This is a genomic window from Pseudomonas sp. GL-R-26 (genome assembly GCF_019947365.1).
Lineage (GTDB): Bacteria > Pseudomonadota > Gammaproteobacteria > Pseudomonadales > Pseudomonadaceae > Aquipseudomonas.
The window spans coordinates 27300-53081 of the sequence record NZ_JAGYGI010000007.1; the positions used below are offsets into that span (position 1 = coordinate 27300).

Below are 25782 nucleotides of genomic sequence, written 5' to 3' on the forward strand. Positions count from 1 at the left end.
CTCCCCTGTCTGGTCATGCCCAAGGTCAGCGCCCTTCCAGCTTTTTCACGACCTCATCGGTCGTCATCAGGCCGTTGGCGATGTAGCGGAAGTTGACCAGCGCGCTACCGTATCCATCGCCGTCAGGCAGCTTCGGGCCGGCGACGGCGTCACGTACGACAACCACCTCGAAACCGCGCTCCAGAAACTCGCGAAGGTGCGATTCGACGCACAGGTTGGAGGCCATGCCCGCCAGGATGATTTTGTCGACCCGCTGCTTGCGCAGCTGCAGCATCAGGTCGTTGCTTTGCGGGCCATACAACTTGTGCGGTGAGGCGACGAGGGTCTTGCCGTCTTCGATGAAGGGTTTGAACTCCTTCATGAAGTCGGCACCCGAATTGCGGAATCCATCGAGCGTCAGAGCGCCCTTGCGGTCGAACATACCCAGCTTGTGCTGAACGGTCTCCGCTGGCGCCTCAAACTTCCACTGATGATCTTGGGGATAGTAGTAGTGTGGCGAGATGGCGACGGTCGCTCCGGCCTGCTTGAACGCCGTGAAAAGCCGGGTCAGATTTGGCACCAGATTCTGCTCGGTAACGCTCTGGCCGAAGACCGACCAGCCCGCTCCCTCAGGGCTCATGAAGTCGATCTGCGGGTCGATCACGACCAGCGCGGTTCGACTGGAATCCCATTGAAAAGTGGAAGCTGGCAGCGCCGGTTTGGCTGGATCGGCGTAGGGGTTCTCGGCGGCGAAACCGATGCCGGGCGCCATCAGGATCGCCCCCAGCAAGGTGGCGCAGGAGATGAGTCTGGCAGGATGAATTCGGTTGAAGGTCATGTTGCACGTCCGCAATGTGGGGGTGGTGCAATTACGGTACGGCGAGAAGACGGCACGAAATGGACATATATCCCTGGATTTCGGCCGACAAGCCCAGGCACCTTGCATGAGGCGGTTGGGTTCAATGCCCCCACGTGACCTTCCCGACAGCAAGCGCGTACCATGACCCCATTCAGACTGTGGATGTTCCGTGCATGCAGCGTCACATATGTTTCCTGGTCTATCCGGGCTTCGTATTGCTCGATCTGAGTGGCCCGCTCGAAGCCTTCTCCAACGCCAATCGCGCACGCCCTCCCGGCTATCGATTCACTGTCGCGTCCCTTGAGGGCGGATTGATCAGCGCTTCGAGTGGACTGCAAGTCGCGACCGAGGCCTTGCAGGTGGTCGACCAACTGGAGCGCCTGCGTATCGAGTCGGCGCGGCCACTGGTCGAGGACGGCCTGCAGACATTCGAAGAGATCGCCAGGTGCTTCGGATTCGGCGATGCCGACCACATGCTTCGCAGCTTCGTGCGAGTCGTGGGGCGCACGCCACAGGAACTGCGGCGCAGCGCCCGTCAGGCCAAAGGCAATGGTTCCGGGAAAAACGCCGATCCATCGCCCGCGTAATCGAAGACGTTTACAAGTCCCGGACCTGGCTCAAGCCAGCAACTCTGTGATCCACCGGGCCTGCCGCGCGATGTCCTGCACCGTTTCCTCGGGCACGGCCTGCTGCGCCCGGGCAACGTGGCTCAGGGTCTTCTGTTTCTGGCGTAACTTGCGCTGCCACTTGAGCAGGAACGCCGGAGTACGGGCCTGCATCTGCAACGGACCGAAGTACAGCTCTTGGGCGGTGTAGATCACCGGTCCGGAGTGCTCGGCGACGATGATTTCATAGTCGAAACGATTTTCTCGCAGCACTTCCTCGCAGAGGATGCGGTAACCATTGTCCATCAGCCACTGGCGCAGTGGCTGCTCGCCACCGTTGGGTTGCAGGATCAGGCGCTCCTGACCGCTCAGGTACGCCTTGCCGCTGTCGAGGATGTCGCGGATGGTTTCGCCGCCCATGCCGCAGAGGCTGACCGCCGTAATCCCGTCTTCCGGCTCGATTGCCGCCAGGCCATTGGCCAGGCGCACTGTAACTTGCAAATCCAGGCCGTTCTCGCGCACGGTGCGGTTGGCCGCGTGGAACGGCGTCAACGCCACTTCGCCGGCCACCGCCGCCGCGATGGCGCCACGGCGCATCAATGCCACCGGCAGGTAACCGTGATCCGAGCCGATATCGGCCAGGCGCGCACCGGCTGGCACATATGCCGCCACGCGCTCCAGGCGCATGGACAATGTCTGTTCGTTCAACTGCGGCCCCTATTCACCACGAACGTCCGGCGCCTTTGGCCGGATCGGGGCGTGATTCTGCGGAGCAATGCCGTGCATTTCAAATTTATGTGACAAGGGCCATGGCCCCTTTCACGCAATCACTCGTGCATACACCGATCTGTCGACGTTGCCACCGGACAGAATCACCCCCACCCTTCTTCCCGACATGGCTTCACGTTCCGAGATCAGCGCTGCCAGCGCTGACGCACCGGCTCCTTCGGCAAGGTTATGGGTATCGGTGTAATACACGCGCATGGCTTCGGCGATCTGGTCATCGCTGACCGATACGATCCGCGCCGCACCTGCCGCGTAGACGGCAAAGGCTTCGGGAATCGGCTTGCGCACGGCCAGGCCGTCGGCAAAGGTATTGGCCGAGGCGGTTTCGCGAATCGCGCCAGCGTCAAACGACAACTGTGCGGCCGCCGCCTCCGTGGAAACCACGCCAACCACCTCTGTTTCCAGTCCCAGCGCATCTCGGGCGGCGATCACCCCGCAAATCCCCGATCCACAACCAATCGGCACATAAACGGTGTCCAGGTCCGGCGCTGCGGTGAACAGCTCCAGCGCATAAGTGGCGACGCCTTTGACCAATTCGGTGTGAAACGGCGGAACCAGGAACAGGTCATGCGCTTGCGCCAGGCGGGCAGCCTCCTCACGGGCATCATCGAAATCGCGGCCATACTCGACCACTTCAGCACCAAAACCGCGCATGGCGTTGTTCTTTTCTACCGAGTTACCTTGCGGCACGACGATCAACGCCTGCAACCCCAGTGTGCGAGCCGCCAGTGCCAGGCTCTGCCCATGGTTGCCGCGGGTAGCGCTGACAATGCCCTTCGCGCCCGGGTGCTCGCGTTTGAGCCAGTGCATGAACGTGATACCGCCGCGCACTTTGAAAGCACCGGTAGGCGTGTGATTTTCGTGTTTGACCCACACCGTGCAACCCAACCGCTGAGCCAGCAAGGGCCAAGGGTACTGGGCGGTGGCGGGCATGACCTGGTAAACCTGGCGAGCGGCCTGTTCGATATCGTCGCGAGTCAGTCTGTGCATGAGGGGTCCCCCTGAGATTTTGCCCAGTTTGAACAACGGCGCCGTATACCGGCTTTCAAAAAACTGACCTGACTTTTGTCCCCTCTCTTCACTACTATGGTGTCCATGAGTCATCGAAATCGCCCGCCGCCGCCACTGCTGTCCGAACCGGTCCGTCGTATCGAGGCCGGCCCTTGGGCGATCGAATTGCTCCCCGGTAGCGCCTACGCGACCCGCTATGTCGCGACCCAGGCGGGAATCGGCTTCGCCTTCGACAGCCAGCGAGGCCTGCACGCCATCGGCAGTGACCGAATACGCCCCTTCGATGCCGTGCCCAACGGCCTGGCGTTCGTTCCCGCCGGGTGTGACGTGTTGTCCGAATCCCCCCAGGGCGGTGAATATCTGCGGGTGATACGCACCGACGGTATGGCGTTGGTCGGGGATCGTGCCTTCAACAATCGCATCGACCGGCAGGCCTCTGCCCTCGCGTGGCGAATGCGCGCCGCGCTGTTGCTGGCCTCTGTGGAGGACGATTGGGAAGCCTGGGCACTGGCGTTGTCCGAGCGGGCGACGGGTAGCGAAGCGGAGTCGACTGCACCCCATGGCTCGATCACCGGCAGCCGGATGCGCTTGCTCGATGAGTTCATTGATGCAGGCCTCGATGGCCCGTTGAGCGTACCGGCGATGGCGGGCCTGCTCGAATTGTCCGAAGGATATTTCATGCGGGCCTTCAAAAACGCCACCGGCAAAAGCCCGCACAGTTACCTGATCGACCGACGCCTAGCCAAGGCCCGCGCCCTGATGCGCGATTCCACCGCCACCCTGACGGAGATCGCCTACGCCTGTGGTTTCAACTCCCAGGCGCACATGGCGACCACCTTCAAGCAACGCCTTGGAGTGAGTCCGGCGCAGTTGCGTCAGTCTTTGGGGTTACGTTAGCGCCAGGTTATCAGCCGGTTTTTACCGATTGGCGACTCAACCGTGCTGCTTTCGGCCAGGCAGGGCCTTACAGGCATTGAGGGAAACGCCCAAAAGAAACTGTGGAACCCAGGGAATCGAACAGTGTCGCAGCGGTCCAACACGCGGCAGGACAATGGGTGCAAGATGCCCAACGTATCGCCTGCCGACCGCCATTGCCCATGGGAGAACCCATTGTCAGCTGTATTTTTGCGTCAAGTTTTCCGGTTAGCGATCGTGCTCTTTTGCGCAGGCACCTCGTCCTCGGTTTTCGCCTGCCCGGCCGGGCAGTCCCAGGTCTGCATGGTCGCTTGTTTTTGTGCTCCAGGTTCCGAAGAGGAAGCGGGATCAATCTTCGACGACATGAACCAGATGGCGGCCTCTGGGTTGCAGAGCTGGATTGTGCAATCGCGCGACTCTGCGGCAACGGGCGATATCCGGCCAATTCCGCTGAATATTCGGGCCCAGCTCGAACCCTGGTACGACATTCAAGTGCTCGATTCGGCGCGCTACAAGGTCGGCGATGATGTGGAACTGAACGCCGCAAACACCATGCTGCAGAATCCCGATATCCGTGCGGTCACCCTTATCGACATCATCGTCTTTAGACGTGCCGAAGATGCACTGAACGATGTCGCGCTGTGGGCGCATGAATTGAAGCACGTGCAGCAGTATCAGCAATGGGGTAATCGCGAGTTTGCCACTCGCTATACCCGTGATTACGAAGCCGTCGAGGCGCCTGCCTACGAGATCCAAGCCCAGGTCTCCAAAACGCTGCGAGCCAGCCAGGCTCGGGCAGAATCGCCTCGGCTTCCTTGAGTTCAAAGGGTCAAGCCTGGCCAGGTAACCATGCAGAGCTGGCACCGGCCCCACTCATGCGGATTGTCTGCGCCAGGTGCCGGGGGATGTACCGAACTGGCGTTTGAATGCGCGACTGAACGCGGCTTCGGAATCGTAGCCAACGGCAAAGCCGATTTGCGCCACATTGCCGCGACCTTCGCGCAACTGTTGAGCCGCCACGTGCATGCGCCACAGCGTCAGGTATTGCATCGGTGGCTGTCCGACCAATGCCGTGAAGCGCTCGGCGAACACCGAGCGCGACATGCCCACCTCGAGCGCCAGGGCTTCTGCGGTCCAGCCTTCGGTTGGGCGAGCATGCAGTAGCGCCAGGGCGCGCCCGATATGCGGATCGCGCAAACCCGCCAGCCACCCGCGCCGCTCAGCGGGAAGGCTGGCGACATACTGGCCGACAGCCTCGACGAATAGCAGTTCGGATAGTTTGGCGATGACCGTTGTCGAGCCAACGCGTCCCGCCGCGATTTCACTGACAGCAAAACGGAAGGAGCTTTCGATCCAGATGCCTGAAGCCGTCGCCCGCAGGTCCAGCTTCAATAAGGAAGGCAGCGACGAAAGCAGCGGGCTGAAGGGAGTTTCCGAACCGAGGAACCCGCACAACAACTGCGTGGCCTCGCCGCCCCCGCCGTACTTGATCCTCGAAATGCCGCCGACTTCTGGCGGCTGGATGACTTCTCTGGCCGGCATGGGCGCAATGCCCAGGTCACTGCCAAAGGAATGAGCGTCGTTGCGAGGAAGCAGAACGAGTTCGCCAGCCCTTACCTCGATGGCGGCACCACCGTCGATTTGAATTTGCATGCACCCCGCGGCGACAAAGTGCGACGCAATGATGTGTCGAGGGGCCGCCAGGAACGGTTTGCAATCATCCGCCGAGATTCTGCCGTTGATGCACCAGGGCGCAGTGAGTTCCGCCTCGAGGAAGACCCCTCCAGACAACCGAATCACACGCAAGACATCAGAAAGCGCATCCAACACTTGACCGCCCTCCTTTCCGGAGTCCGGAGCAGGTATTCAGGCGCACCGGTCATTCACCGCCTGAACTGCGACGCCTAGATTAGCACCAACGCGGACTCAGCGATCGAGATTGTCCCCAGAGGTTTCACCTGAGGTCATTGGCTCCGACGTCACCCGAAATTGCCCCATTCCAACTCAACCAGGGCAGCAGGAGATCCATATGAACAGCGTCGTTACCCTAGCCGGCTCAGCGTCAGGCACCACCGCCCGTTATGCGCAAATGGTCAGCTCTTCGAAAAAGTCCGAATGGCAGATCGATCGCGATCTGCTCCAGGACCGCAGTTTCGACTTCTCGCGCAAATTCCTCCCCGACGGACTGTCGCAGATCGATCGCCTGACCTTTCTCGATGGGGCCGAGGCGCGCCTGCTCAGCCAGATTCAGGGCCGGACCTATGCGTACATCTTTGGCCTGGTCGAGCGTTTCATCAGTGCCAAGATGCTCGATCAGGGTCGGGCCCATGTATTTGACAATCAACTGGCGCTTGAAGCGCTGGTGCGTTTTTCCAACGACGAGATCAAGCATCAGGAACTGTTCCGGCGCATGGAGACGATGATGAGTTCGCATTTGCCAGCAGGATATCGTCAGGTTGCCGATCCAAACGAGGTGGCGCGTGCGGTACTGGCGGCCAGCACCTGGTCGGTGCTGGCGCTGACCTGTCATATCGAGCTGTTCGTTCAGGCGCACTACGTGCAAAGCATCGCCCCGCGCGAGGAGTTGTGCCCGCTGTTCAAGGATGTCTTCAAATTCCACTGGAAGGATGAAAGCCGCCACGTCGTACTCGATGAACTGGAGTGGCGGGACGAACACGCGAAACTCTCGCCCGCCGAGCGCGACCTGGCAGTGACTGATCTGATTGCGCTGGTGGCGGCCGTGGACGCAATCCTGCAGGCACAATCGGCAACCGATGCCGACTATTTCATCAGCAATGTTTCACGATCGTTCAGTGTCGATGAGACGGCGCAAATCAAAGCCTGCGTGCTGAGCGCCTACCGCTGGCAATACATTATCTCGGGCGTACGGCATCCACACTTCGGCCGACTGCTGACGCAGATGACAACGCCCGCACAGATGTCCCGGATTCAGACTGCACTGGCACCCATCATGAGCAATTGACCGACAGCGTGCGACCGACTGCGAGTCGGTCGCGCTGCGGGATGACGTGCTGATAATGATTGATTGAGGATGGCGGCCATGACGATACCGATGTGGATGCTGCTCGGGTTTGCGACCTGGACCTTGCTGCTGTTGATGGCAACCGTCGGGGTCTATCGCTGGGTCGGGATCCTGTTCTCCAGTGTTCCGATCGCCTCTTTCCGCAGCGATCGGCTCGAAGGCGAGGATTGGTATCGGCGCGGGACCAGGGCACACGCCAACTGTGTGGAAAACCTGCCTGTCTTTGGCGTCATCGTATTCGTGATTACAGCCCTTGATGTCAATGGCTCAGCAGTGAACTACTTGTCCACGCTCGTCCTGATCGCTCGCGTGTGCCAGTCACTGGTTCACGTATCCCATGAGCAAACCAATGCGTTCGTGGCGGTTCGGTTTACCTTCTTCAGCGTTCAACTGGTGTGTTTTCTTGCGCTCATTGTCATAGCCGCTTGTTATGGAATATGAGTATCTGCCCGCTAGTCCTCAAAACGCCCCGTACTGTCTCGATCGCGTTCGTAATGTCGAGTGAGCGCAAACGCCGGCAACCAAGCCTCGCGCCGTACAGTCCAGCTCTCGTAGGTTGGCGTCAACTGGTCAGGGGCATCCAGGGATCCCAGGTTCACTTCGATTTCGTCTGCGCTGCGCGAGAACACCGACGAACCGCACTGCGGACAGAAATGCCACCCGGCGTAGTCACGGGTTTCGCCCTCGATCGTCACAGCATCCTGATGAAATATCGCGGACGCGTGGAACAGCGCCCCATGATGCTTGCGGCAGTCGAGACAGTGACAAACGCCAACCCGGAACGGACGCCCCGACGCAACAAGGCGCACCTTGCCGCACAAACAACCGCCGGTGAATCGGTCCATGGGGTGTCTCCTCCAGGCCGTCCGAAACGGCGTATCAGCGTGGAAACAGGAGCGTCACGGCGGCGCGAAAGCCCCAGCCTTGCGGGCCGTCTTCCGGGCTGTCGAGCCAGTAGCGCGGGCCGGCCTGCACCGTCAATGGTTGACCGCCGATCTTCAACAGTTGGGTGACTGTGAGGTTGACCGGTACCGACCATTCGCGCGATTGCCAATTGTAGGTCGACTCGGTGTTCACCCCGTAGGTTGTGAGCGTATGGGTGGTGTACGAGAGGAAGGGTTGCAGGAAGGTCTGGTTGACCTTTTCCTTGTTGTCCGGCGGGCTGTCGTCCAGGCCCCAGATATGGTTGGCCAGAATGCCTCGGGTCCAGCCATTGGACTGCTTCAACGCCACCGCCGTCGGGCCGAGGCCCCATTGCTCGCTGCCGAGCAATTCATCACTGCCGGTCGGTATCAATAACGCCGGGCCACCACCGAGTATCCAGCCACTTTCCGTGGGCTTGGTTGGTGAAAAGAAAAAACTCTGGGTGATATCGCCGCTGCCGGATTTGTCCGCCGCGCCATTGGGGGCCAGGCCGTGCTGGTCGATGATCGGCAGAATGGTCCGGGAAATGAGGTTCCAGTCTTCGTTCAAGGCAAACGGCAGCACAGGCTGGATATTGGTGACGCTGTGCATGCCCTCCCCGGTCGGCCCCATCTTCTGGTCCCAGTTGTACTGCACCGGCAGGCTGTACATCGCGGCGACCGGGTTAAGGGCTTTCTTGGCCAACTCTGCCGAATCTTCGGCCTGAGCCATCGGGATGAAGCCCAACGCAACGACGAGTGTCGACGCGGTACACATCCATCCTTCTTTCAAATCCATCTCACTCACCTGTAGACGCCAAAACCGGCGTTGCAAAGGGTTAGCGTAGGCGACTGTGATCGATGTGCAATTTTTCCCGGCTCCGTGTTTAACAGTTTTTGAGAGTTATTGATTCGGATTATCCCGCCGCTACGGGCAGCATTCGGCCCGCATTGACCGGCGTGCAAGCACCTGCTTTGCGTAACCGACCGGCGAGTATCAGTGCCTGAATACAAGGCACCCGGACCAATGCCCGGGGCCAGGTCGGAACCCGAATGACAACTTTCATCACTTGAGAACCAAACACATGGGCATGTCGAACAAATGGATTGCGGGTATTGCTTTGAGCTGTGTATTTCAGGTCGGCTGTGTCTCGAAAGTCGCGCAGCAAGAGCAATACTCGGGCTTCCTGGGCAATTACCAGGGCCTGGAGGAGCAAACTACGCCGAGTGAGCAGAAAGTATTGCGCTGGGTATCGCCCGGGTTCGATCCTCGTGCGTACTCCACTGTGGTGTTCAGGCAGATGGAACTGTACCCATCGCCGCAGCCGACCGCGCGCGTCAGCCTGAAGACCCTGCAAGACCTGCAATTGATGGCCAGCGACAGCGTCAAGCTCGCCTTTGCCCGCCGCTATACGATCGTCCCTTATCCGCAGCTGGCGCCGACCGATTCGCGGTCGCTGATCCTGCAAGCGGCGATCACTCACGTCAGCGCCAATAATGAAGGCATGCACTGGTATGAGGCTGTTCCGATCGGCGCCATTGTCGGGGCGACACAAGCAGCCACCGGGCATCGGGATCAGACCGCCGAGATGTACATCGAAGCCAACCTGATCGACGCCAAAACCGGTATGCCGGTCGCGAAGATCGTGCGCAAGGTATTCGGCGAGACCGTCAAGAATGCCGAGCAGCCGATTGTTGCCAATGACTTCAAGGTTGCACTCAAAGGCATGACAGACGATATGCAGGCCCTCCTCCTCAAGCGTTGACGCTCAGGCAGACCCCATCGCAAGCAGACCGGCATGGGGTTTCAATGTGATACCCCGCCGCGTTTTCCCTCTGACAAACCGTTAGCCGTGCCAACGCCTGACGCGAGACTCATGATGAAAATACCGGCCCATACCCTGGCGATCCTGATGCTGTTGCTGAGCACCAGCGCCCTGGCGGCGACAGTGATTCCCCTCAAAGGTCAGACCTCCCAGACCATCCAGCAGGACACCAGTGCCTGCCAGTCCCAGGCCAACGCGCAACATCCGGTGCAAAGCACCGTGCCCTCCGGTGGCCGGGTCAAGGGCGCCGCAACCGCAGCGGTAGCCGGTGCGACGGCGGCAGAAGTTCGCGGTCGTCAACATGAAAACCTCTATGACCAGATCGACGACGATACCAAGCAAGACTATCGCCAGAACCGGGCACACAGTGCCGCAGTTGCCGGCGCCGTCGTGGGGGGCTCCAGGCAACGCCAGGAGCGCCGGCAGAATCTGAGTGAGAGCGAACAAAGCGTTACCGCCAACAACTCCGTCTACAGCAGCTGCCTGCAACAACGTGGCTACGATGTCTTGCCTTGATCGGCGACGACAATGGCGTGAAGCGTTTGTCTCCCTGTAGTCATGCTCTCTTCCTGGTTTCTGGCCGCCTGCGCCTTCTTAAAAAAAAACCCCGGGCCCTTTATGAAAGGACCCGGGGCAAAGCCGTAGAACGAGAGGTGAGGATCGTTTACGCCGCGACAAACAAACCAAGACCGCGATGTGCGTCAACGCTCCTCGAGATCCATTTAAATCGGTAACGTCCCTGGTTCAAAGCTAATAAGAATCAAAAATAATCCTTAACAAGCCACGCACACAAAAACACAATCATTTATTTGTATCCTGATAGTTCAGGCTGCAATTGAAGCCTGTCGAAACAGCCAAGTTAGTTCATTCAGGCGTGGCTGCGCGCAAACCCACCTGCCCCAGCTTGCAGTTTTCGGATAGCGCAGTTAATCCATTCCAAGCATTATTCGCGGTGTCCAAATCGAAAACCATGGGTCAACCAGCAATGCTTTTCCTTTGTATGATTGAACTGATACCTCTGACAGGCAGGGCTGTTTGCCGAACCGCACGCCTCTGAAACGAGACATTCCAGCATTGTAAATGCAACACACAGTGCTCCTTCCGCCTGGCCCTCATCTTCGTTCACTTCCCAGACCAGAATGTACCGAGCCAAATCCGGCCCCTATACTCAGGCCAGCACCGCCTGAACGGAAGATTTCTATGAGCTACACCTTCAAGTTGAAAAATGGCGCCGTGGCGGTATTCGACCCCGACAACGCCATGCTTTCCATTACAACACCCCATGGAGATGTACAGAATTCCACGCTAGGTAGAGCTGAGTCGCGTCTGTTGGACCTGCTGCTCATGGAGCCAGGTGTCACCAAAAGCCGCGATGAAATCATCGACTACACCTGGAATGACCGCGTGGTTGCCTCCGGCAGTTTGAACCAAACGGTTTTCTCACTACGCAATATTCTCAATGACAGTCGGGATCACGAGATCTTGATGACTGTTCCTCGACGAGGATATTGCTTCAACCGGCAGTGTGTCGTCGATGCACAAGCAGATGTACCAGCACCCGGAGCGGAAACAGCGCAGCCACCCGCGCCCATCACTGAGCAACTACCGCCACCGGGTGGTGATGAAATACTGGCACCTTCAGGTAAAATCAGTAAATCCACCCGCATTACAAAGGCCCAACTGATCGCTTATGTCGTTACGTTGGCAGTCGTTGCCTTTACTATTTTTCAATTCGACTTCGACGCGCCAAAAATTGAAATTTCCAGTATCGACAAGAATGGACTGGTCATACACGCCGTGGGCAGCGATCTTGCCGAGGCTCAAACGCTGATGGATCTGTCGGTCAAACAAACTGAACAGCTACCGCCAAACCTGAAGGGCCAGGTCTGGATCAACCTGTATAAAGCCAATTATTCCGTTTCGTGCATCCGCCAGGATCAAAGCACTGCAAATCTGCAATTGAACAGCAGTGAAAGAGACCTCGCCTTGATGATTCGTCAATGTTTGGAAGTCACCTTATGAAGTTTGAATTTCCGCAAGCCGTTCACTGGCCTCTTATAGGCTTGATCAATGCGATCTGCATTTTTTTTCTTGTCTACTCTCCTTCGCACTACATGGAAAATATCAGCTACCAGACAAAATCCCGACAATGGCTGGAGGATCTCAACCAACTCAACACCGAAGAGTACCTCACTATCGGGCATGGCCGGCTCACTGGAACCACGCTGGAAAGCCTGAATGGAAAAATCCGCAATGCGACCATCTCGGCCAATATAATCGGAGAAAGCAATACACACGTCGAGATCAAAGTCAGCAATATCAAACTCAGCCAGGACAATGAACTTTTTGCCATTGAAAAGACCCCTGACCTGTTCTTCAGGCGTCAATACGTCTTGCAGGAAGGCGCCATTCTAAACTACGAATTGATCCCGACCCAGGATAAAAGCGCCGTGTGTTTTTACATCCATGAACTTGGCCGCTTGCGCTGCATGAACCATTAATCAGCCTCCCGAACCGACTCGACACCCGCCTGGCACAGGTTCTCATCAAAGATTCTTCAAACAAAAATAATACTTATTGATTTGAATCAAACGTCCCTCCTGCCAAAAATCCCTCGCCGATAATCCTTGGAATCGAGCCTGCTTGACTCTCGCCCGGGACAATGCCCTATACAGGAGAATCAAGTGAAAACCATGCATTTCCTGCGTACCCGCAAATCGACGACTTTCGGATTCCTGGCGGTCTTTTTTCTGTCTGCCATGCCACTTTATTCGTTGGCACACGACGAGCGTTCCGTCGAAAGCACGACCATTGAATATTATGAAATTGAAACAAGCCCGGATGACAGCCAGAAACTGTCGCATCTGAAAATCCACAGTGATAATGAGTATCAAACGGACGAACAGAACAGTGATTCTGCTCTCCCTGCCCCGCCACAAAGTGATGCCGGCATGAGCTACGCCAACAGGCTCATACTACTCTGAGCAGCGTTGTATTCGCAGGGGCAAGCAGTGACTGACCTCTTCCGGCGACCTGGCAAATATGAGTTATTGACTTTGGCAGGCACCATCGAAGTGAGATTATTTGCAGCCCAAGTCGTGGCAGAGATGCAGCTGACATTCTGCTCTGCCTGAATCAACTGTTAATAAGGAATCGCCTCGATGCTACTGAAAAATTTCGTCACCGTATCGTTTGGTTTATTGCTTTCCCTCAAGGCCATGGCCGACGACAAGGGCGTCTACAGTGCCAAATTGACGAGTGTCGAAACCAACAAGAAGGCCCCAAGTACCGTGAAAACTGGCTATCAGGTAAAAACCGGTTATCGTATTGACGACTTTTACTCCTTTACCGTTGCAGCCATTGACCCGATGAAACCCCAATCGCAGATCTTCAGTTCGAAAATCGATCCGCGCAACGTTCAACACATGGACGACTCACCGTTGGACTGCAAGTACGCATTTTCGGCGGAGCTGGAACTGATCCGGGGACTCTGACAACCCGATCAAAGCCGATGGAAACGGGGTCGAACTTACCGACAGAAAGAACGCCCAATCGCGTATCTTCTCCATGACTGCCCGTCAGGCTTGACCCTAATCATTTAACAGATGAGCCTTAAAATTCATGACTATCGCACCGCCCGACGAGATCTTTCATTTGTCTTCTGCCTTGCCGAGCCAACTGAATAGAACAATAGGCAATTGGGAAATGAGCCTTATCCCGATTGAGCATGAGGCGCGCATTCGGCAACACAAACTCTTTCACAGCCCCGAACTGCAGTGCAGTCGCCTTGAGTTCGACTCATCCGTGACCCTGGTCAGTTCTGTTCCTGCCGGATTCGTGACATTCGCCATCTCCCAGGCCCCGATTGGTCGCCCCGTCGTAAACGATCACAAACTACGGCCTGACGAAGTCATCGTATTGCACAGCGATGAATCAGTGCATTACACCTGCGAACCGAATGAAACACTTTTCACCATCACCACGACACTGGGGCACTATGACCGATGCCGCCAAGATCACTCTGTCATAGATATCCTTGCAAACCGGACAAACCACAGCTATCAGGCTGAAAACTTTCAATTCATTCAATCGGCCATTCAAGCCATCAGTGCTTGCTGTGTCGATATCAACGACACGGCTTCAGCAGAACGCGATGAAGCACAATGCTCTGCGATTGGAAGTGCGGTGCTTGCTTCACTATTGCAATCGTTGACACCCGCAGGCGGTGTCAGGCGCAAAGTCCCGACAAGAAGAAAGGTGGCGATAGAAGCCATACAGTACATTCATGAAAACACAAAAAAAACGCTCACTATAAAGTCGCTCGTAAGGCAACTTGAAACCACCACACGCACTCTGCATTTTGGCTTCATTGAAACGTTCGGGATGTCGCCAATCGCATACATCAGAAACTTGAGACTCGCCAGTGCCCGTCGCGACCTGATCAATAAAACCTGGCCCACCGTGACAGAAACCGCGATGTTCTGGAACTTTCACCATCTTGGCCGGTTTTCCAAGGCGTATCAGATCGCTTACGGAGAGACGCCGTCGGAAACGGCCAGGCGCAACACCGCCAGGCCCAGGAACACGACCTCACCCGTTTACAATCAGGTCGCCGGGGTTAGAAATTATCGTTAACAGGCATTTATCAAATGCTCCGCAAATGATGATTAATGATTTTCCTTGATTAACCGCAGGTATCCAGAATTGCTTATTTGCCTATTCAAGGAGATAAGCATGCAACATCGAATAAACACGCTGCCACTCAAGCAGAAAATCGCACTGTGCATTACCGTCTATGCAGGTGGCATCCTATTGGCCTGGGTCATTGACTGGTACTGAAGTCGTTTAATCCGCGACTACAGGATGCACAGTGAAATAATGATACCTCGGGGTTTTTCGATGGTTGCCGCATATAAAGCGTTACTTGGAAGGCACGCAGTCACTGTCTGTCTGATTGCTGCAGCAGGCTGGGCCGCATGGTTCTGTGCTGGAGGGCTCGCGGAACAATTCATTTCACGGAAGTTGAATAACGTTTATGCCGATCTACGTGCTGCTCAAGTGGAGCCCAATGCGCAGATCGACAAAGTACTGGAAACCCTCGACGATCTTGATCGCTCGGGTCAGGAATGCTCCGCCGAGCAATACTCGCAACTGGCTGACCTGGTCAAAAACCTGCGATTTGTTGATCAAGCGGCAATCCAGTTGCCCAATGGCAAGATCTGTTCCTCCTACGGACAAGAACTCCCGTCGATACTGGCCGGTAGCGAGAAACGCAAGTTCTCCGTTGGAAAGCGAACCTACTGGGTGGACTCTGCTCACACGGATTCTGCGGACACCGACTTTATCATTGTGTCGGAACAGTCAACCTACGTCTGGGCAAACAAGAAAATCCTGCTCGACAATTTGAAGTTTCCCGAGGACCTGCAACTGGACCTCATAGGCCCCGGCGGTGCAGTGCCCATTGCCTCTACGGGCCCCAGGCCGCTGACGGTGCAGAAGCCATTCCACCTGGAAGAACTGGTTACCTCGGCAGACAAGGTCCTCATCGCCTTTGCGGGCAACCGAAATGAACTGATCGCTGTCATTTCTCTTCCGCTGAGCTACCTGACGGTCCTCAAATTCAAATTATTCATTGGTCTTGCGTGCGTGTTCGTAGCGCTGCTCTTGCTCGCAAGGTGTGCTCAACGGCATTACACCTCGACCGCCGTACGGCTTCGCAATGCCCTGAAAGCCAACACGCTGGGTGTTCACTACCAGCCAATCGTCAACTTGAAGACCGGCTATCTGGTGGGCGCCGAATCACTTTCCCACTGGAACGACAACGGCACCCAAGTGCCTGCGGATGTTTTCATTGCGGTGGCGGAGAAGTCTGACCTGATCCGCAAACTTACGCGTTCGGTGATTCGACAAGTGGCCGAGGATTACAGCACCTACCTTTGGGCCTGCAAGGACTTTTACATTACGGTCAATCTTTGCGCCCAGGATATTCAGGACCCGAGCTTCCCCGACTATGTGGCCAGCGTGCTCGCAACCTACAACATGCCTGCGTCCGCCATGACGTTTGAAATCACCGAAAGGACCTTGCTCGATCAGAAGCCTGCCGCCATGCAATTGCGACGGCTTCGTGCGTGTGGACATCGCATTGCCGTGGACGACTTCGGTATCGGCTATTCCAACCTCTCGCTTCTGGATTCGGTGCCTTTCGACATTCTGAAAATAGATCGCTCGTTCATCGCAGACGACAAGATCGCGGCCAAGGATGCCCTGTGGCGCCACATTGCCCATCTGGCCAAGTCGCTGAGACTCAAGGTCGTAGCCGAAGGTGTAGAGACTCAGGAGCAACTGCCGCATCTGGTTTCGGAGGGGGTTCTACTGGCGCAAGGCTGGTTGTTCTCCAAAGCGCTGCCAATCCAGGCGTTGGCAAGACGCTACTTTCAATGCCCGGCAAACATCCCGCCCTACGACCCCAAAATATCAATCAATGACTTCTATTAACCCCTGATGGCCCCTCAAATGCTCGCCGAACCCTAACACCAGACAACCCTGTACAAGGACTCCACCACACATGCTACTTCGAAACCTTGGCTTCGCTTCACTGCTATCGCTGCTGTCTTTTCAGGCGCTCGCTGATGACAAAGGTTTATACCTTGGAGCGGGCGTAAGCAGCATACAGACCGACGAATCCAGACTGGACGACGACGACACCAGCTACAAGGTTTATGCCGGGTATCGCGTCAATAGCTACCTGGCCTTCGAGGGCGCCTACGTCGATCTCGGTCAATTCAAGGACAAAAATGTCGATTTCGAAGGCAAATCGGCTCAGGCTGCCGCCCATGTCGGCTTTCCGCTGGGTGATCGGATGCGGGTGTTCGGCAGTGTCGGTGCTCATGCCTGGGACGCCGACGGCAATGCCACCGACGACGATACCGGGGTTGATCTGACCTACGGTGTCGGCCTGGAGGTCGATGTCTTTCGCAACATCGGCCTGCGCGCTGAATACGAAGTTCTGGAGGTCGGAGAGATCGACCTGAACCAGACGACCGCATCCGCCTACATGCTTTTCTGACACCGCTACAACTGAGCGGCCTTGCGGGTCGCTCAACGCACCCTGCGCAACGTCCCCCGCCCTGGCACCGGGCCCGATAACCGGTGCTCAAGTGTGCCTTTGCTCCCGCAATACACCCTCCCTCGCCACAGCAGTCACTACGGTTGCAAAATCGCTACCCCGCCACCACAAACACAATGATCGGCCCACACACCGCCAGCAACACATTGGAAATCGCATAACACACGGTAAAACCAATCACCGGGGTGTTGCTGCCAGACTGTTCGATGATCTTGTTCATCGACGCCGCTTCGGTCTGCGCACCGGCCAGGGCGCCGAACAGGATCATCGGGGGCAGGCGCAACACATAGCGGCCGAAGTACAGCGCCACCAGCGGTGGCACGATGGTGACCACGGCGCCGGACAGCAGCAATGCCAGGCCTTGTTCCTTCATCGCGGCAAATGCTGCCGGGCCCGCCAGCAGGCCGACCACCGCGCCGAACGCGGTCAAGCCGAATTCGGAAAACGCCCATTGCGCGGCGGGCGGCAACGCGCCGATTTCCGGGTGGCGCGAGTTGTACCAGCCGATCACCAGCGCGGCGACCAACACTCCGCCACCGATGCCCAGCTCCACGGGGATCATCCCGACATGGGTCGACAACAGCCCCAGCAACGAGCCCAGCACCATGCCAAGGGCGTGCACGGCGATGTCACTCTTGTAGTTGTTCTCGCGAATCCGCCCTAACCGCTTGGCCACCGCCTCGACACTGGCGGTGCGGCCGGTCAGGGTGATCACGTCGCCTCGACGCAGCACGGTGTTGGGCAGCAAGGGCAACTCGTAGCCCTGGCGGGTGATGGTATTGATGAAGCAGCCCAGACGCCTGGCGCTTTCCAACCGGCTTTTTGCCTGATGGATTGTCTTGCCGGCGAACTCAGGCGAAGTCACGACGATGTCCACCTCGCGGGTGGGGAAAGACAAGGATTCGGCATGGTCGATTTCCGGCCCGATCCACTGGGTGAGCGTGCCCACGGCTTCGCGCAAGGCGTAGACCCCGACGATATCCCCGGCCATCAGCGTGAAAGCCTCGTCACGCTCGAAGACTTTGCCTGCACGCACCACGCGCTCGACAGTCAGCGACTCGTACTGTTTCTCCACATCGGCAATGCGCTGCCCATTCGCCGAACCGTTGGCGGCCACCTGATGGGCACGCACGACAATGCGGGTGTAAGGCACGGTGATCGCGTCTTCTTCCTTGGCGATACCCAGCTCCAGTTCCAGCTCCCGTGCCGACGCCTTGAGGTCCACACCCAGCAGCTTCGGAGCAATGCTGCCGACGAAGACGATCAGGCCGATGGTGCCGAACAGGTACGTGATCGCGTAGGCAATCGCCATGTGGCTGTTGAGTTGGGCCCTGGCCGCGGTGTCGATCGACAGTTGATTGATGGCGCTGGTGGCGGTGCCCATGATCGCCGTATCGGTCAGTGCGCCGGCCCCGAGCCCGGCGGTGAAACCGGCGTCGAAGTCGAACACCGCATTCATCAGCAGGATCGCCGCCAGCGCCGTCCCGCACAGCACCACGCTCAACACCACCAGTTTCAGCGTCCCGCGATTGAGGCTGCCGAAAAACTCCGGCCCGCTCTTGAAGCCGACCGCGTAGATGAACATCACGAAAAACACCGACTTCAATCCGGTCGGCACTTCCAGCCCGATCTGGCCGATCAGCAGCCCCATCAGCAGCGCACCGGCCACGGAACCGAGGTGAAAACTGCCGATGTGGATGCGCCCGATGAACACGCCCAGGGCAATGGCCAGGAACACCGCGATTTCCGGGTCGGTCCGCAGGGCGTGGAGAATGAACTCAAGCATGGTGCGAACTCCCTTTCAGGCGAAATCAGGATTCCTTCGGTTCTTGTGCCGGGGCCGGGTACCACTTGTCCCTGGGCACCCATTTCTCTTGTTGCGGATCGCCCAGGTAGTGCGGCGACATGATCTGCACGCCGTACTCGTTGAACACATCCTGGATGTTAGCGTGCAGCATGCTCAGCAGCACGGCGCGCGGCCGAGGCTGACTGGGAATGGCCTGGGCCACCAGCCGGTATTCCGGGTAGAAGTCCGACAATGCCGTCTGGAACACCTGGGCCGGCGGTACTTCGAGAATCCCCGGCGTGCGTTTCGCGGCCTCCAGCAACATCGCCTCCACCTGCCGCCACGGCGTGTCGTAGCCGATGGTCACGATGGTGTCGACCACGTAGCCGGGGCCTTGTACCACCCGCGAGTAGTTCTTGGTGACGGTGCCGGTGATCATCGAGTTGGGCAGGGTCAGCACCTCGCCCAGGCCGGTGCGAATGCTGGTGGTGAACATGCCCAGTTCGGTCACCGTGCCTTCGTAGTCGCCGATGCGCACAAATTCGCCGGGGCGCAGGGTTCGGGTGTAGGTCAGGATCAACCCCGCCGCCGCCTGGCCCACCACGCTGGTGGCGCCCAGGGAAATCATCAGGCCGATCAACACCGACAAGCCTTTGAAGGCATCGGTGCCGGCGCCCGGCAGGTACGGATAGGCCATGGCCAGGGCAAACAGCCAGATCGCCAGGGACGTCAGGCGCTGGGTCGGTTGCAGAGTTTCATGGTTGAGCCAGCTGAGGGTTCCCGGTGCCGTCATGCGCCGCAGTATCCGCCGCATGAACGCGGTTGCGCCGCGGGCGATGAAGAAGATCGCCAGCGCCACGCCCAGCCCGGGTATGGCACCGACGATGCCTTGCAGCAGATAGTCGCCGAGCTCCAGCAGATAGTTGTTGAGGCTCTCGCCCCAGGGACGGGTATAGGGAAAGCGCGACAGGACGAAGCCCAGCCATTCGTACGTCAGCAGCAACACGACGATCCAGCGCACCAGTTCCAGCAGGCGGCTGGCCAGCGGATACAGGTAATTGGCGTCGACCAGCGGCACCCGTCCGACTTTCAGGGCCTGGGTGTGCCGATGCATCAGCTCGGGCAGTTTCTTCAGCACTCTGCGCCGCAGGTACGACATGCCGAACAGCAGCGCGATGTAAATGCCGGTGGCGATCAACGCGGCGACCACGGAGCGCAGGATCAACTGCAGGCTACGGGCCTCCCGGGTTTCGGCCACAACCTGGCGCAGCCGATCGGCCGCGGCTTCGGCGGCCTGCTGTACCGTGTCGTACTCGGTCTCGTCGAAATCCTTGGGCGAAACGATAAAAGCGCGCCGGCTACCCAGCAGCACCATGTAGCTTTTCATGATCGGGTCGATGGTGACATTGAGGTCGTCGGCGTCGTCCAGCTCTTCACCGATCACCGCTTTCGCCCGTTTGACCCGGGAGGCCGGGGCCTCACCGAGGATGGTCGCGCGAAACACCATGATGCTGCGGTTGGCCACTTTCAATTCAACGGGAGCATCAACCACTTTCGGCGCGTCCTCGGCCCACAGCTGCACCGACCAAAACATCCCGAAAACAGTAAACATTACAGCGAGCAGCCTGCTCCGCATGTGTCGGATCCTTACTTCACAAAATTCAAATCGAGGGTACGTACCGCAGCGTAGTTCACCGATGAACGGTTGTCAGATTTGAGCTACAGGCAGTTTCCCCATGGGTCTTTTCCCTTGAAACAATGCCCCGACACCCGCCCATGAAAGTGGCTCAAGCAGCAGAAAGTGCGTTCCTGGCTCGATCCCGAAAACACTGAAGATCCCTGCGGGAGCGAGCTTGCTCGCGATAGATGTGGGTCAGGCACCGGGATGTCGAATGTGCCGACGCCATCGCGAGCAAGCTCGCTCCCACAGTGTGTTTCGTACCTGACTCAAGGATTGACCTGATAACCCTTGCCCTGCAAACAACTACTGTAGGCCGAAGCGGTATTCGCCTGGGTGGTTTTCTCGTCCGCCCGGCGCTCCTGACGCTGGCGCGAACCACCGACAACCATACCGGCCGCGGCGGTTTCCTTGGCGCGGTCCTGGCGGACGTTCTGTTTCACGTCACTGTCGACACGATCATCATACGCATCGTGCTGATTACTGCGCACACCAGACGCCACGGCGCCGGCTGCAGCCCCCACCGCCGCCCCTTTGACCCGCCCGCCGGATGGCTGCGAGGACGTCGATGAAGCCTGACTGTTGGCAATGCTGTTGCATTCGTTGATGTCGGCCTGGGTTTGTTGCGAACTTTGCCCTTTCATCGGCACTACTGATTGTGCCCATCCCGGGCTACTCAAAACCGACAATGCGATGCACAGGCAGACCGGTGAAAACCTTTTCATGATGACCTCCGACAGGCTTGCCGCAACGGGCAAGCCTTTGGGTCGACTGGCGGGCAGCAAGCGACGACTTGCATCGACTTGCCGATCGGGTGGAACAACTGAAAAGTGTAGTTCAACGGTCCCGCCGAGAAGGACTTCCGAACAAGCGGTGGGTGTTGTGTGGGAGCGAGCCTGCTCGCGAAGGCGGTCGACCAGCCAGCATCTATGCCGGGAGTACTGGCGCCATCGCGAGCAGGCTCGCTCCTACAGGTCTATCGGTGATCTGGAGACTTGTGGTTACTCAGGCGGATCAAGCTGATCCAGCGCCCGGTTCACCGCCAGTTCGCCGAGCATGATCACTTGCGCAATGCCCAGTAGCGCATTGCGACTGGTTCCTTGCAGATGATCCACCAGATCGTTGGCCATGACATGGGCCGACGCCAGCGATTCACAGGCATGCACCAGTAAGGTCTCGACATTGAGTTCGGGATTGACGATGAACATGGAACTGGGTTTACGCGGCGTGGCCATGATGCCGGGACCGGGGTTGAGGTAATGATCGAGGGCGCGCTCGGCGGCTTCGTGGAGCTTTTGGGAGTCGAGGCTTTCGTACGGGGAAGTGGGATCGGTGTCCGGCGGGTTGGGTGTGACTTTGAACATAGTGAAACTCCTTATGCGAAGAACAAAGGAGCCATCACCATCGCTACCAAACGAAGGGTGGTGGCCATACGAAGGTTGGTAGACCGGTCGCACAAGAACCCGGCGCTCCCGAAGGAGCCCTGCGCATGGCCACCATAAATAAAGTCCAATGAAAGCGACTGAATAAGGCGGCGCTACGCTTGTTCGAGACGGGCTACCAAACCCGATCGCTGCTGTTTTGCAGCGACCGGCCAACGATAAATCCCACCCCCAAGACGCACAAGCCGGCGGATTCTGGCGTAGCTGTAGGCAATGACGCAAGCCGTCGTAGCTTGCGGGAAGTAACGCTGACAGCCGCTAAACAACCCCTTAAACACACACCAATAGGACAGCCAATACAAAGAACTGTAGGAGCGAGCCTGCTCGCGATGAGGGTATCAGCTTCAACATCCATGTTGGCTGAGCCACCATCGCGAGCAGGCTCGCTCCTACAGGGTATGTGGTGTTAGTCAGGCATTGGTGGTCAGTGGATACAGCTGCTCATCAAACTGCGACAGCTTCGGAAATACCAGTGGTTGGTCGTCGCTCAAGTGCTGCAAACGCTGGCTGTAATCAACCAGAAATTGCTGGCGCGCCTCTTCACTGATGTACGGCACATGCCAAGCCACGAAGGGTTCCAGCACATCGAACCCGACATAGGCCAACGTGCCGCGCAGGATCGGCCGCAGCATGTCCTCCAATGGCCCATGAATCGCACCGTCGCCAAACATGTGTTCACGACCGCCGAGGGTCACGGTCACCAGCGCCTTCTTCCCGGCCAGACCACCCTGATCATAGAAGCGCTTGCCGCCATAGCAAATGCCGGACACCAGCACCCGGTCGATCCAGCCCTTGAGCATGGCCGGGGCGGAGAACCAGAAGATCGGGAAGTTGAGGATCAGCAGGTCGGCCCACAGCAGTTTGTCCAGTTCGGCCTGGATGTCCGGCGCCAGTGACTGGCTCTTCACGCCCAGGCGTTGTTCCAGGGCATAGACCAGGTACTCGGGGTCTTCCCTATTGGAGAAGTCCGCGTCGCTGGCCACCGGGTTCCAGTTCATTTTGTACAGGTCGCTGACCTGCACTTCATGGCCCTGAGCCTGGAGGGTGGCGACAGCTTGGTCACGCAGGGCGGCGGTGAAGGATTGCGGCTCCGGGTGAGCGTGGACGATCAGTACTTTCATGGTGGTTCCTTAGACTTGTTCCAGCGTATCGATTGAAGGTGTGGAGTAGCAACATCGTGGGTGGTTTACAGTTTGAGTCGCCAACCGTCACACCTGGATCGCCTTCACTTCGACGAATTCGTTCAACCCCTCCTCACCCCATTCGCGACCGTTACCCGATTGTTTGTAGCCACCGAACGGCGCCTGATAATTGAACGCCGCGCCATTGAGAAAGCACTGACCGGCGCGCATCTGCCGCCCCAGGTGCAAGGCACGCTCGGCACTGCCGGCCCAGACGCCGCTGGACAGGCCGAACGGCGAGTCGTTGGCGATCTGGATCGCTTGCGCCTCATCGGTGTAGGGAATCAGGCACAGCACCGGGCCGAAGATTTCTTCCTGGGCAATGCGCATGCGGTTGTCGACATCGGCGAACAGCGTCGGGCTGACATAGAACCCGCGCTCGAAAGTCGACGGCGTGTCGCCGCCGCATAGCAGTCGTGCGCCTTCCTGTTGACCGACCTTGATGTAGTCGAGCACGGTGCGTTTTTGCCCGGCCGAACACATCGGGCCGAGGAAGCTTTGCGGGTCGAGGGGATCACCCATGCGCAGGCTCAAGGTTTCCGCCAGCGCCAGTTCCACGGCTTCGGCGTAGCGGCTGGCCGGCAGCAGCATGCGGGTCAGCGCAGTGCAAGTCTGGCCGGAGTTGATCATCACGTCCTGCACGCCGTAGCGCACGGCAGCGGCCAGATCGGCATCTTCGGCGATCAGCAACGGTGACTTGCCGCCCAGTTCCAGGCACACGCGCTTGACCGAAGGCGCCGCCGCCTGCGCGACGCGAACGCCGGCGCCGGTGGAGCCGGTAAACGACACCATGTCCACGTACGGGTGTTTGGCCAGCGCTTCGCCGACTTTCGAACCCGGGCCGCTGACCAGGTTGAACACACCCGCCGGCAGGCCGATGTCCTCGATCATTTGCGCCAACAGGAAGGCATGCAGCGGGGTTTCCTGACTCGGTTTGACCACCACCGTGCAACCGGCGGCCAGTGCTGGAGCGAGTTTGCCGATCAGCTGGTGCAGCGGGTAATTCCACGGGTTGATGAACGCGCAGACACCCACGGCCTCGCGGATCACCAGCGAGTTGCCGACTTCGCGCACCTCGTCCATGAGATGAGCCAGTTCGACGTACTGCTCAAGGCCAGTGATCGGCCCATCGACCTGCACCGAGCGGCACCATTGCACCGGCATGCCCAGTTCCGTGGTGATGACCGCGGCCATTTCATCGGCACGATTGCGCAGTTGATCGGCCAGTGCGCGGATGTAGCCGGCACGCACGCTGGACGGTGTGCGCGACCATGAAGCGAAGGCCCTGCGTGCAGCCGCCACGGCGTTTTCGACATCGAGTTCATCACCCAGCGGAACGCTGCCGCAGACTTCTTCGGTGGCCGGGTTGATCACCTCGGCGATGCCCTGCCCCGACGGAGTTTGCCAGCGACCATCAATAAACAGTGTCTTGTGATTAAGCATGAACCTGGGCCTCCATCAATTCTTGAGCACAACGAGCAATGCGCTGGCAGGCATCGCGCAGCGGTTCGGCGCCGACCACCAGACCGACGCGAATATGCCCCGCCGCGCTCGGACCAAAGGCCTCGCCCGCCAGGACCGACACGCCGTGGCGATCCAGCAACCGGTCGGCAAACGCCTGGGCGCTGAGCCCGGTCCGGCGGATATCGAGCATCACGAACATCCCGCCATCAGGTTTCAACGCCCGCACGCCGGGGCAATCGGCCAGGCTGTCGCACACCAGATCGCGACGCTGGCGATAGGCTTCGCGCATGGCTTCGAGTTCCGGCAGGTTGCTTTCCAGGGCCACCACGGCAGCGTCCTGAATGAAATCCGGCGAGCCGTAGAGCATGCACAACGCGAGGTTTTCCAGGTGCGCGGCCAAGGATGGCGGCGCCACCACCCAGCCGACGCGCCAACCGGTCATGGCGTGGGATTTCGACAGGCTGTTGAGGGTTGCGGTGCGCTCGGCCATGCCCGGCAGGCTCGCCGGGCTGACGTGCTCGCCTTCGAACAGCAATTCGCTGTAGACCTCATCGGAAATCAGCCAAAGGTCGTGGGCGATGCACAGTTCAGCCAAGGCAGTCCAGGTGCTGCGCGGCAGACTCGCGCCCGACGGGTTGTGAGGGCTGTTCAGTGCCAGCGCCCGGGTGCGCGGGGTGATGCGCGCGGCAACGTCTTCGGGCAGCACACGGAAGCCGTTTTCCGAGCGCACAGGCACCGGCACCACCACGGCACCACAAGCACCGAACACCGCTTCATAGGTGACGTACATCGGTTCGGCGACGATCACTTCGTCACCCGGATTGAGCACGCATTGGGCCACGCTGAACAGCGCACATTGCGCCCCGGCCAGCACGGTGACTTGATCCGCCGAAACGGATTGGCCGCTGCGCTGCTGATGACGCCTGGCGATGGCTTCACGCAGGGCACGCTTGCCGCGCACCTCGGCATAGTGAGTGTTGCCGCTCAGCAGGCTGTCGATGGCGCCCTGCACGATAGGCTGTGGCGTGTCGAAATCCGGATCGCCCACGGACAACAGCAGAATGTCTTCACCCTGCTCGCGCAGTGCCAGGGCGCGGTAGTGGATGTCCCACGCGGCGGCGCCGTCACCGGAGATACGTTGAGTCAGATCGGAAAAGCGCATGGCTTCATCCCCTTGAA

General features: G+C 58.6%; 27 protein-coding genes. 14 read left to right on the plus strand and 13 right to left on the minus strand.

The features are described from left to right. Positions 1-25 precede the first annotated feature (25 nt). Positions 26-817, minus strand: a complete 792-nt coding sequence (locus KGA96_RS09390; RefSeq protein ID WP_185754719.1) for a cysteine hydrolase — start codon at positions 815-817, stop codon at positions 26-28. A 194-nt stretch (positions 818-1011) separates the two neighbouring features. Here KGA96_RS09390 and KGA96_RS09395 point away from each other — a divergent pair, with 194 nt between their 5' ends. Further along, complete coding sequence (locus KGA96_RS09395) at positions 1012-1425, plus strand: helix-turn-helix domain-containing protein (protein WP_046037032.1); 414 nt, start codon at positions 1012-1014, stop codon at positions 1423-1425. Positions 1426-1455: 30 nt separating this feature from the next. Here KGA96_RS09395 and KGA96_RS09400 read toward each other — a convergent pair whose 3' ends face one another. Both KGA96_RS09400 and KGA96_RS09405 read right to left on the minus strand, forming a co-directional pair. Then, positions 1456-2151, minus strand: a complete 696-nt coding sequence (locus KGA96_RS09400) for a tRNA (adenine(22)-N(1))-methyltransferase (RefSeq protein ID WP_317850342.1) — start codon at positions 2149-2151, stop codon at positions 1456-1458. Between the two features lie 111 nt (positions 2152-2262). After that, the gene (locus KGA96_RS09405; protein WP_223467035.1) at positions 2263-3219 is read right to left on the minus strand and encodes a threonine dehydratase; all 957 of its coding nucleotides are present in this window, start codon (positions 3217-3219) and stop codon (positions 2263-2265) included. A gap of 96 nt (positions 3220-3315) precedes the next feature. Between KGA96_RS09405 and KGA96_RS09410 the strand changes: the two genes are divergently transcribed. Together KGA96_RS09410 and KGA96_RS09415 are read left to right on the plus strand one after the other, a co-directional pair. Next, the gene (locus KGA96_RS09410) at positions 3316-4137 is read left to right on the plus strand and encodes a helix-turn-helix transcriptional regulator (RefSeq protein WP_223512691.1); all 822 of its coding nucleotides are present in this window, start codon (positions 3316-3318) and stop codon (positions 4135-4137) included. Between the two features lie 165 nt (positions 4138-4302). Beyond that, positions 4303-4974 (plus strand): DUF4157 domain-containing protein, encoded by a 672-nt coding sequence (locus KGA96_RS09415; RefSeq protein ID WP_223467034.1) that lies wholly within the window; start codon positions 4303-4305, stop codon positions 4972-4974. A 54-nt stretch (positions 4975-5028) separates the two neighbouring features. On the opposite strand, the gene KGA96_RS09420 is transcribed toward KGA96_RS09415, so the two are convergent. Continuing rightward, positions 5029-5985 carry an AraC family transcriptional regulator gene (locus KGA96_RS09420; protein WP_046037037.1) on the minus strand — a complete coding sequence of 319 codons (957 nt, stop codon included), beginning with the start codon at positions 5983-5985 and terminating at the stop codon, positions 5029-5031. Positions 5986-6184: 199 nt separating this feature from the next. On the opposite strand from KGA96_RS09420, the gene KGA96_RS09425 reads away from it, so the two are divergent. Further along, complete coding sequence (locus KGA96_RS09425; protein ID WP_223512566.1) at positions 6185-7138, plus strand: diiron oxygenase; 954 nt, start codon at positions 6185-6187, stop codon at positions 7136-7138. 78 nt (positions 7139-7216) lie between these two features. After that, complete coding sequence (locus KGA96_RS09430) at positions 7217-7639, plus strand: MAPEG family protein (protein WP_223467028.1); 423 nt, start codon at positions 7217-7219, stop codon at positions 7637-7639. Positions 7640-7650: 11 nt separating this feature from the next. On the opposite strand, the gene KGA96_RS09435 is transcribed toward KGA96_RS09430, so the two are convergent. Both KGA96_RS09435 and KGA96_RS09440 read right to left on the minus strand, forming a co-directional pair. Beyond that, the gene (locus KGA96_RS09435; RefSeq protein ID WP_223467026.1) at positions 7651-8043 is read right to left on the minus strand and encodes a GFA family protein; all 393 of its coding nucleotides are present in this window, start codon (positions 8041-8043) and stop codon (positions 7651-7653) included. 34 nt (positions 8044-8077) lie between these two features. Next, on the minus strand, positions 8078-8899 hold the full coding sequence (locus KGA96_RS09440) for a hypothetical protein (RefSeq protein WP_046037041.1): 822 nt from the start codon (positions 8897-8899) through the stop codon (positions 8078-8080). 286 nt (positions 8900-9185) lie between these two features. Here KGA96_RS09440 and KGA96_RS09445 point away from each other — a divergent pair, with 286 nt between their 5' ends. The 9 genes from KGA96_RS09445 to KGA96_RS09485 all read left to right on the plus strand — a co-directional run bounded on the left by KGA96_RS09445 (position 9186) and on the right by KGA96_RS09485 (position 16992). Further along, on the plus strand, positions 9186-9866 hold the full coding sequence (locus KGA96_RS09445; protein ID WP_046037042.1) for a DUF3313 domain-containing protein: 681 nt from the start codon (positions 9186-9188) through the stop codon (positions 9864-9866). Between the two features lie 114 nt (positions 9867-9980). Further along, entirely contained in the window at positions 9981-10442 is a 462-nt protein-coding gene (locus KGA96_RS09450; RefSeq protein WP_080925220.1) for a YMGG-like glycine zipper-containing protein, read from the plus strand. A 684-nt stretch (positions 10443-11126) separates the two neighbouring features. Further along, positions 11127-11948: a transcriptional regulator gene (locus KGA96_RS09455; protein ID WP_046037044.1), complete on the plus strand. Its 822-nt coding sequence runs from the start codon at positions 11127-11129 to the stop codon at positions 11946-11948. Next, positions 11945-12427 (plus strand): hypothetical protein, encoded by a 483-nt coding sequence (locus KGA96_RS09460; RefSeq protein ID WP_046037045.1) that lies wholly within the window; start codon positions 11945-11947, stop codon positions 12425-12427. Before KGA96_RS09455 ends, KGA96_RS09460 begins: the two co-directional genes overlap by 4 nt. Before the next feature lie 192 nt (positions 12428-12619). Next, positions 12620-12910, plus strand: a complete 291-nt coding sequence (locus KGA96_RS09465; RefSeq protein WP_046037418.1) for a hypothetical protein — start codon at positions 12620-12622, stop codon at positions 12908-12910. Positions 12911-13087: 177 nt separating this feature from the next. Then, on the plus strand, positions 13088-13420 hold the full coding sequence (locus KGA96_RS09470; protein ID WP_046037046.1) for a hypothetical protein: 333 nt from the start codon (positions 13088-13090) through the stop codon (positions 13418-13420). A gap of 127 nt (positions 13421-13547) precedes the next feature. Beyond that, on the plus strand, positions 13548-14561 hold the full coding sequence (locus KGA96_RS09475) for a helix-turn-helix domain-containing protein (protein ID WP_223512568.1): 1014 nt from the start codon (positions 13548-13550) through the stop codon (positions 14559-14561). Between the two features lie 264 nt (positions 14562-14825). Continuing rightward, on the plus strand, positions 14826-16421 hold the full coding sequence (locus KGA96_RS09480; RefSeq protein WP_223467022.1) for an EAL domain-containing protein: 1596 nt from the start codon (positions 14826-14828) through the stop codon (positions 16419-16421). 70 nt (positions 16422-16491) lie between these two features. Beyond that, positions 16492-16992: an outer membrane beta-barrel protein gene (locus KGA96_RS09485; protein ID WP_046037049.1), complete on the plus strand. Its 501-nt coding sequence runs from the start codon at positions 16492-16494 to the stop codon at positions 16990-16992. A 154-nt stretch (positions 16993-17146) separates the two neighbouring features. Here the strand turns inward: KGA96_RS09485 and aspT are convergent, their stop codons facing one another. The 7 genes from aspT to KGA96_RS09520 all read right to left on the minus strand — a co-directional run bounded on the left by aspT (position 17147) and on the right by KGA96_RS09520 (position 25765). After that, positions 17147-18838 (minus strand): aspartate-alanine antiporter, encoded by a 1692-nt coding sequence (gene aspT / locus KGA96_RS09490; protein ID WP_046037050.1) that lies wholly within the window; start codon positions 18836-18838, stop codon positions 17147-17149. 25 nt (positions 18839-18863) lie between these two features. Then, positions 18864-20474, minus strand: a complete 1611-nt coding sequence (locus KGA96_RS09495) for a mechanosensitive ion channel family protein (RefSeq protein ID WP_223467018.1) — start codon at positions 20472-20474, stop codon at positions 18864-18866. A gap of 311 nt (positions 20475-20785) precedes the next feature. After that, positions 20786-21241 carry a YMGG-like glycine zipper-containing protein gene (locus tag KGA96_RS09500; RefSeq protein WP_046037420.1) on the minus strand — a complete coding sequence of 152 codons (456 nt, stop codon included), beginning with the start codon at positions 21239-21241 and terminating at the stop codon, positions 20786-20788. Between the two features lie 276 nt (positions 21242-21517). Continuing rightward, complete coding sequence (locus KGA96_RS09505; protein ID WP_223467015.1) at positions 21518-21880, minus strand: DUF6124 family protein; 363 nt, start codon at positions 21878-21880, stop codon at positions 21518-21520. 488 nt (positions 21881-22368) lie between these two features. After that, entirely contained in the window at positions 22369-23079 is a 711-nt protein-coding gene (locus KGA96_RS09510; protein ID WP_223512570.1) for an NAD(P)H-dependent oxidoreductase, read from the minus strand. A gap of 87 nt (positions 23080-23166) precedes the next feature. After that, a complete protein-coding gene (locus KGA96_RS09515; RefSeq protein WP_223512571.1) occupies positions 23167-24582 on the minus strand; it encodes an aldehyde dehydrogenase family protein in 1416 nt (471 codons plus the stop codon). Then, positions 24575-25765, minus strand: coding sequence for a pyridoxal phosphate-dependent aminotransferase (locus KGA96_RS09520; protein ID WP_223467012.1), 1191 nt, complete (start codon positions 25763-25765; stop codon positions 24575-24577). Before KGA96_RS09520 ends, KGA96_RS09515 begins: the two co-directional genes overlap by 8 nt. Between the last annotated feature and the right edge of the window lie 17 nt (positions 25766-25782).

Coding starts and splice junctions, on each gene's coding strand:
- KGA96_RS09390 (WP_185754719.1), bottom strand. CDS start 817: ATGACCTTCAACCGAATTCATCCTGCCAGACTCATCTCCTGCGCCACC.
- KGA96_RS09395 (WP_046037032.1), top strand. CDS start 1,012: ATGCAGCGTCACATATGTTTCCTGGTCTATCCGGGCTTCGTATTGCTC.
- KGA96_RS09405 (WP_223467035.1), bottom strand. CDS start 3,219: ATGCACAGACTGACTCGCGACGATATCGAACAGGCCGCTCGCCAGGTT.
- KGA96_RS09410 (WP_223512691.1), top strand. CDS start 3,316: ATGGTGTCCATGAGTCATCGAAATCGCCCGCCGCCGCCACTGCTGTCC.
- KGA96_RS09415 (WP_223467034.1), top strand. CDS start 4,303: ATGCCCAACGTATCGCCTGCCGACCGCCATTGCCCATGGGAGAACCCA.
- KGA96_RS09425 (WP_223512566.1), top strand. CDS start 6,185: ATGAACAGCGTCGTTACCCTAGCCGGCTCAGCGTCAGGCACCACCGCC.
- KGA96_RS09430 (WP_223467028.1), top strand. CDS start 7,217: ATGACGATACCGATGTGGATGCTGCTCGGGTTTGCGACCTGGACCTTG.
- KGA96_RS09435 (WP_223467026.1), bottom strand. CDS start 8,043: ATGGACCGATTCACCGGCGGTTGTTTGTGCGGCAAGGTGCGCCTTGTT.
- KGA96_RS09440 (WP_046037041.1), bottom strand. CDS start 8,899: ATGGATTTGAAAGAAGGATGGATGTGTACCGCGTCGACACTCGTCGTT.
- KGA96_RS09445 (WP_046037042.1), top strand. CDS start 9,186: ATGGGCATGTCGAACAAATGGATTGCGGGTATTGCTTTGAGCTGTGTA.
- KGA96_RS09450 (WP_080925220.1), top strand. CDS start 9,981: ATGAAAATACCGGCCCATACCCTGGCGATCCTGATGCTGTTGCTGAGC.
- KGA96_RS09455 (WP_046037044.1), top strand. CDS start 11,127: ATGAGCTACACCTTCAAGTTGAAAAATGGCGCCGTGGCGGTATTCGAC.
- KGA96_RS09460 (WP_046037045.1), top strand. CDS start 11,945: ATGAAGTTTGAATTTCCGCAAGCCGTTCACTGGCCTCTTATAGGCTTG.
- KGA96_RS09465 (WP_046037418.1), top strand. CDS start 12,620: ATGCATTTCCTGCGTACCCGCAAATCGACGACTTTCGGATTCCTGGCG.
- KGA96_RS09470 (WP_046037046.1), top strand. CDS start 13,088: ATGCTACTGAAAAATTTCGTCACCGTATCGTTTGGTTTATTGCTTTCC.
- KGA96_RS09475 (WP_223512568.1), top strand. CDS start 13,548: ATGACTATCGCACCGCCCGACGAGATCTTTCATTTGTCTTCTGCCTTG.
- KGA96_RS09480 (WP_223467022.1), top strand. CDS start 14,826: ATGGTTGCCGCATATAAAGCGTTACTTGGAAGGCACGCAGTCACTGTC.
- KGA96_RS09485 (WP_046037049.1), top strand. CDS start 16,492: ATGCTACTTCGAAACCTTGGCTTCGCTTCACTGCTATCGCTGCTGTCT.
- aspT (WP_046037050.1), bottom strand. CDS start 18,838: ATGCTTGAGTTCATTCTCCACGCCCTGCGGACCGACCCGGAAATCGCG.
- KGA96_RS09495 (WP_223467018.1), bottom strand. CDS start 20,474: ATGCGGAGCAGGCTGCTCGCTGTAATGTTTACTGTTTTCGGGATGTTT.
- KGA96_RS09500 (WP_046037420.1), bottom strand. CDS start 21,241: ATGAAAAGGTTTTCACCGGTCTGCCTGTGCATCGCATTGTCGGTTTTG.
- KGA96_RS09505 (WP_223467015.1), bottom strand. CDS start 21,880: ATGTTCAAAGTCACACCCAACCCGCCGGACACCGATCCCACTTCCCCG.
- KGA96_RS09510 (WP_223512570.1), bottom strand. CDS start 23,079: ATGAAAGTACTGATCGTCCACGCTCACCCGGAGCCGCAATCCTTCACC.
- KGA96_RS09515 (WP_223512571.1), bottom strand. CDS start 24,582: ATGCTTAATCACAAGACACTGTTTATTGATGGTCGCTGGCAAACTCCG.
- KGA96_RS09520 (WP_223467012.1), bottom strand. CDS start 25,765: ATGCGCTTTTCCGATCTGACTCAACGTATCTCCGGTGACGGCGCCGCC.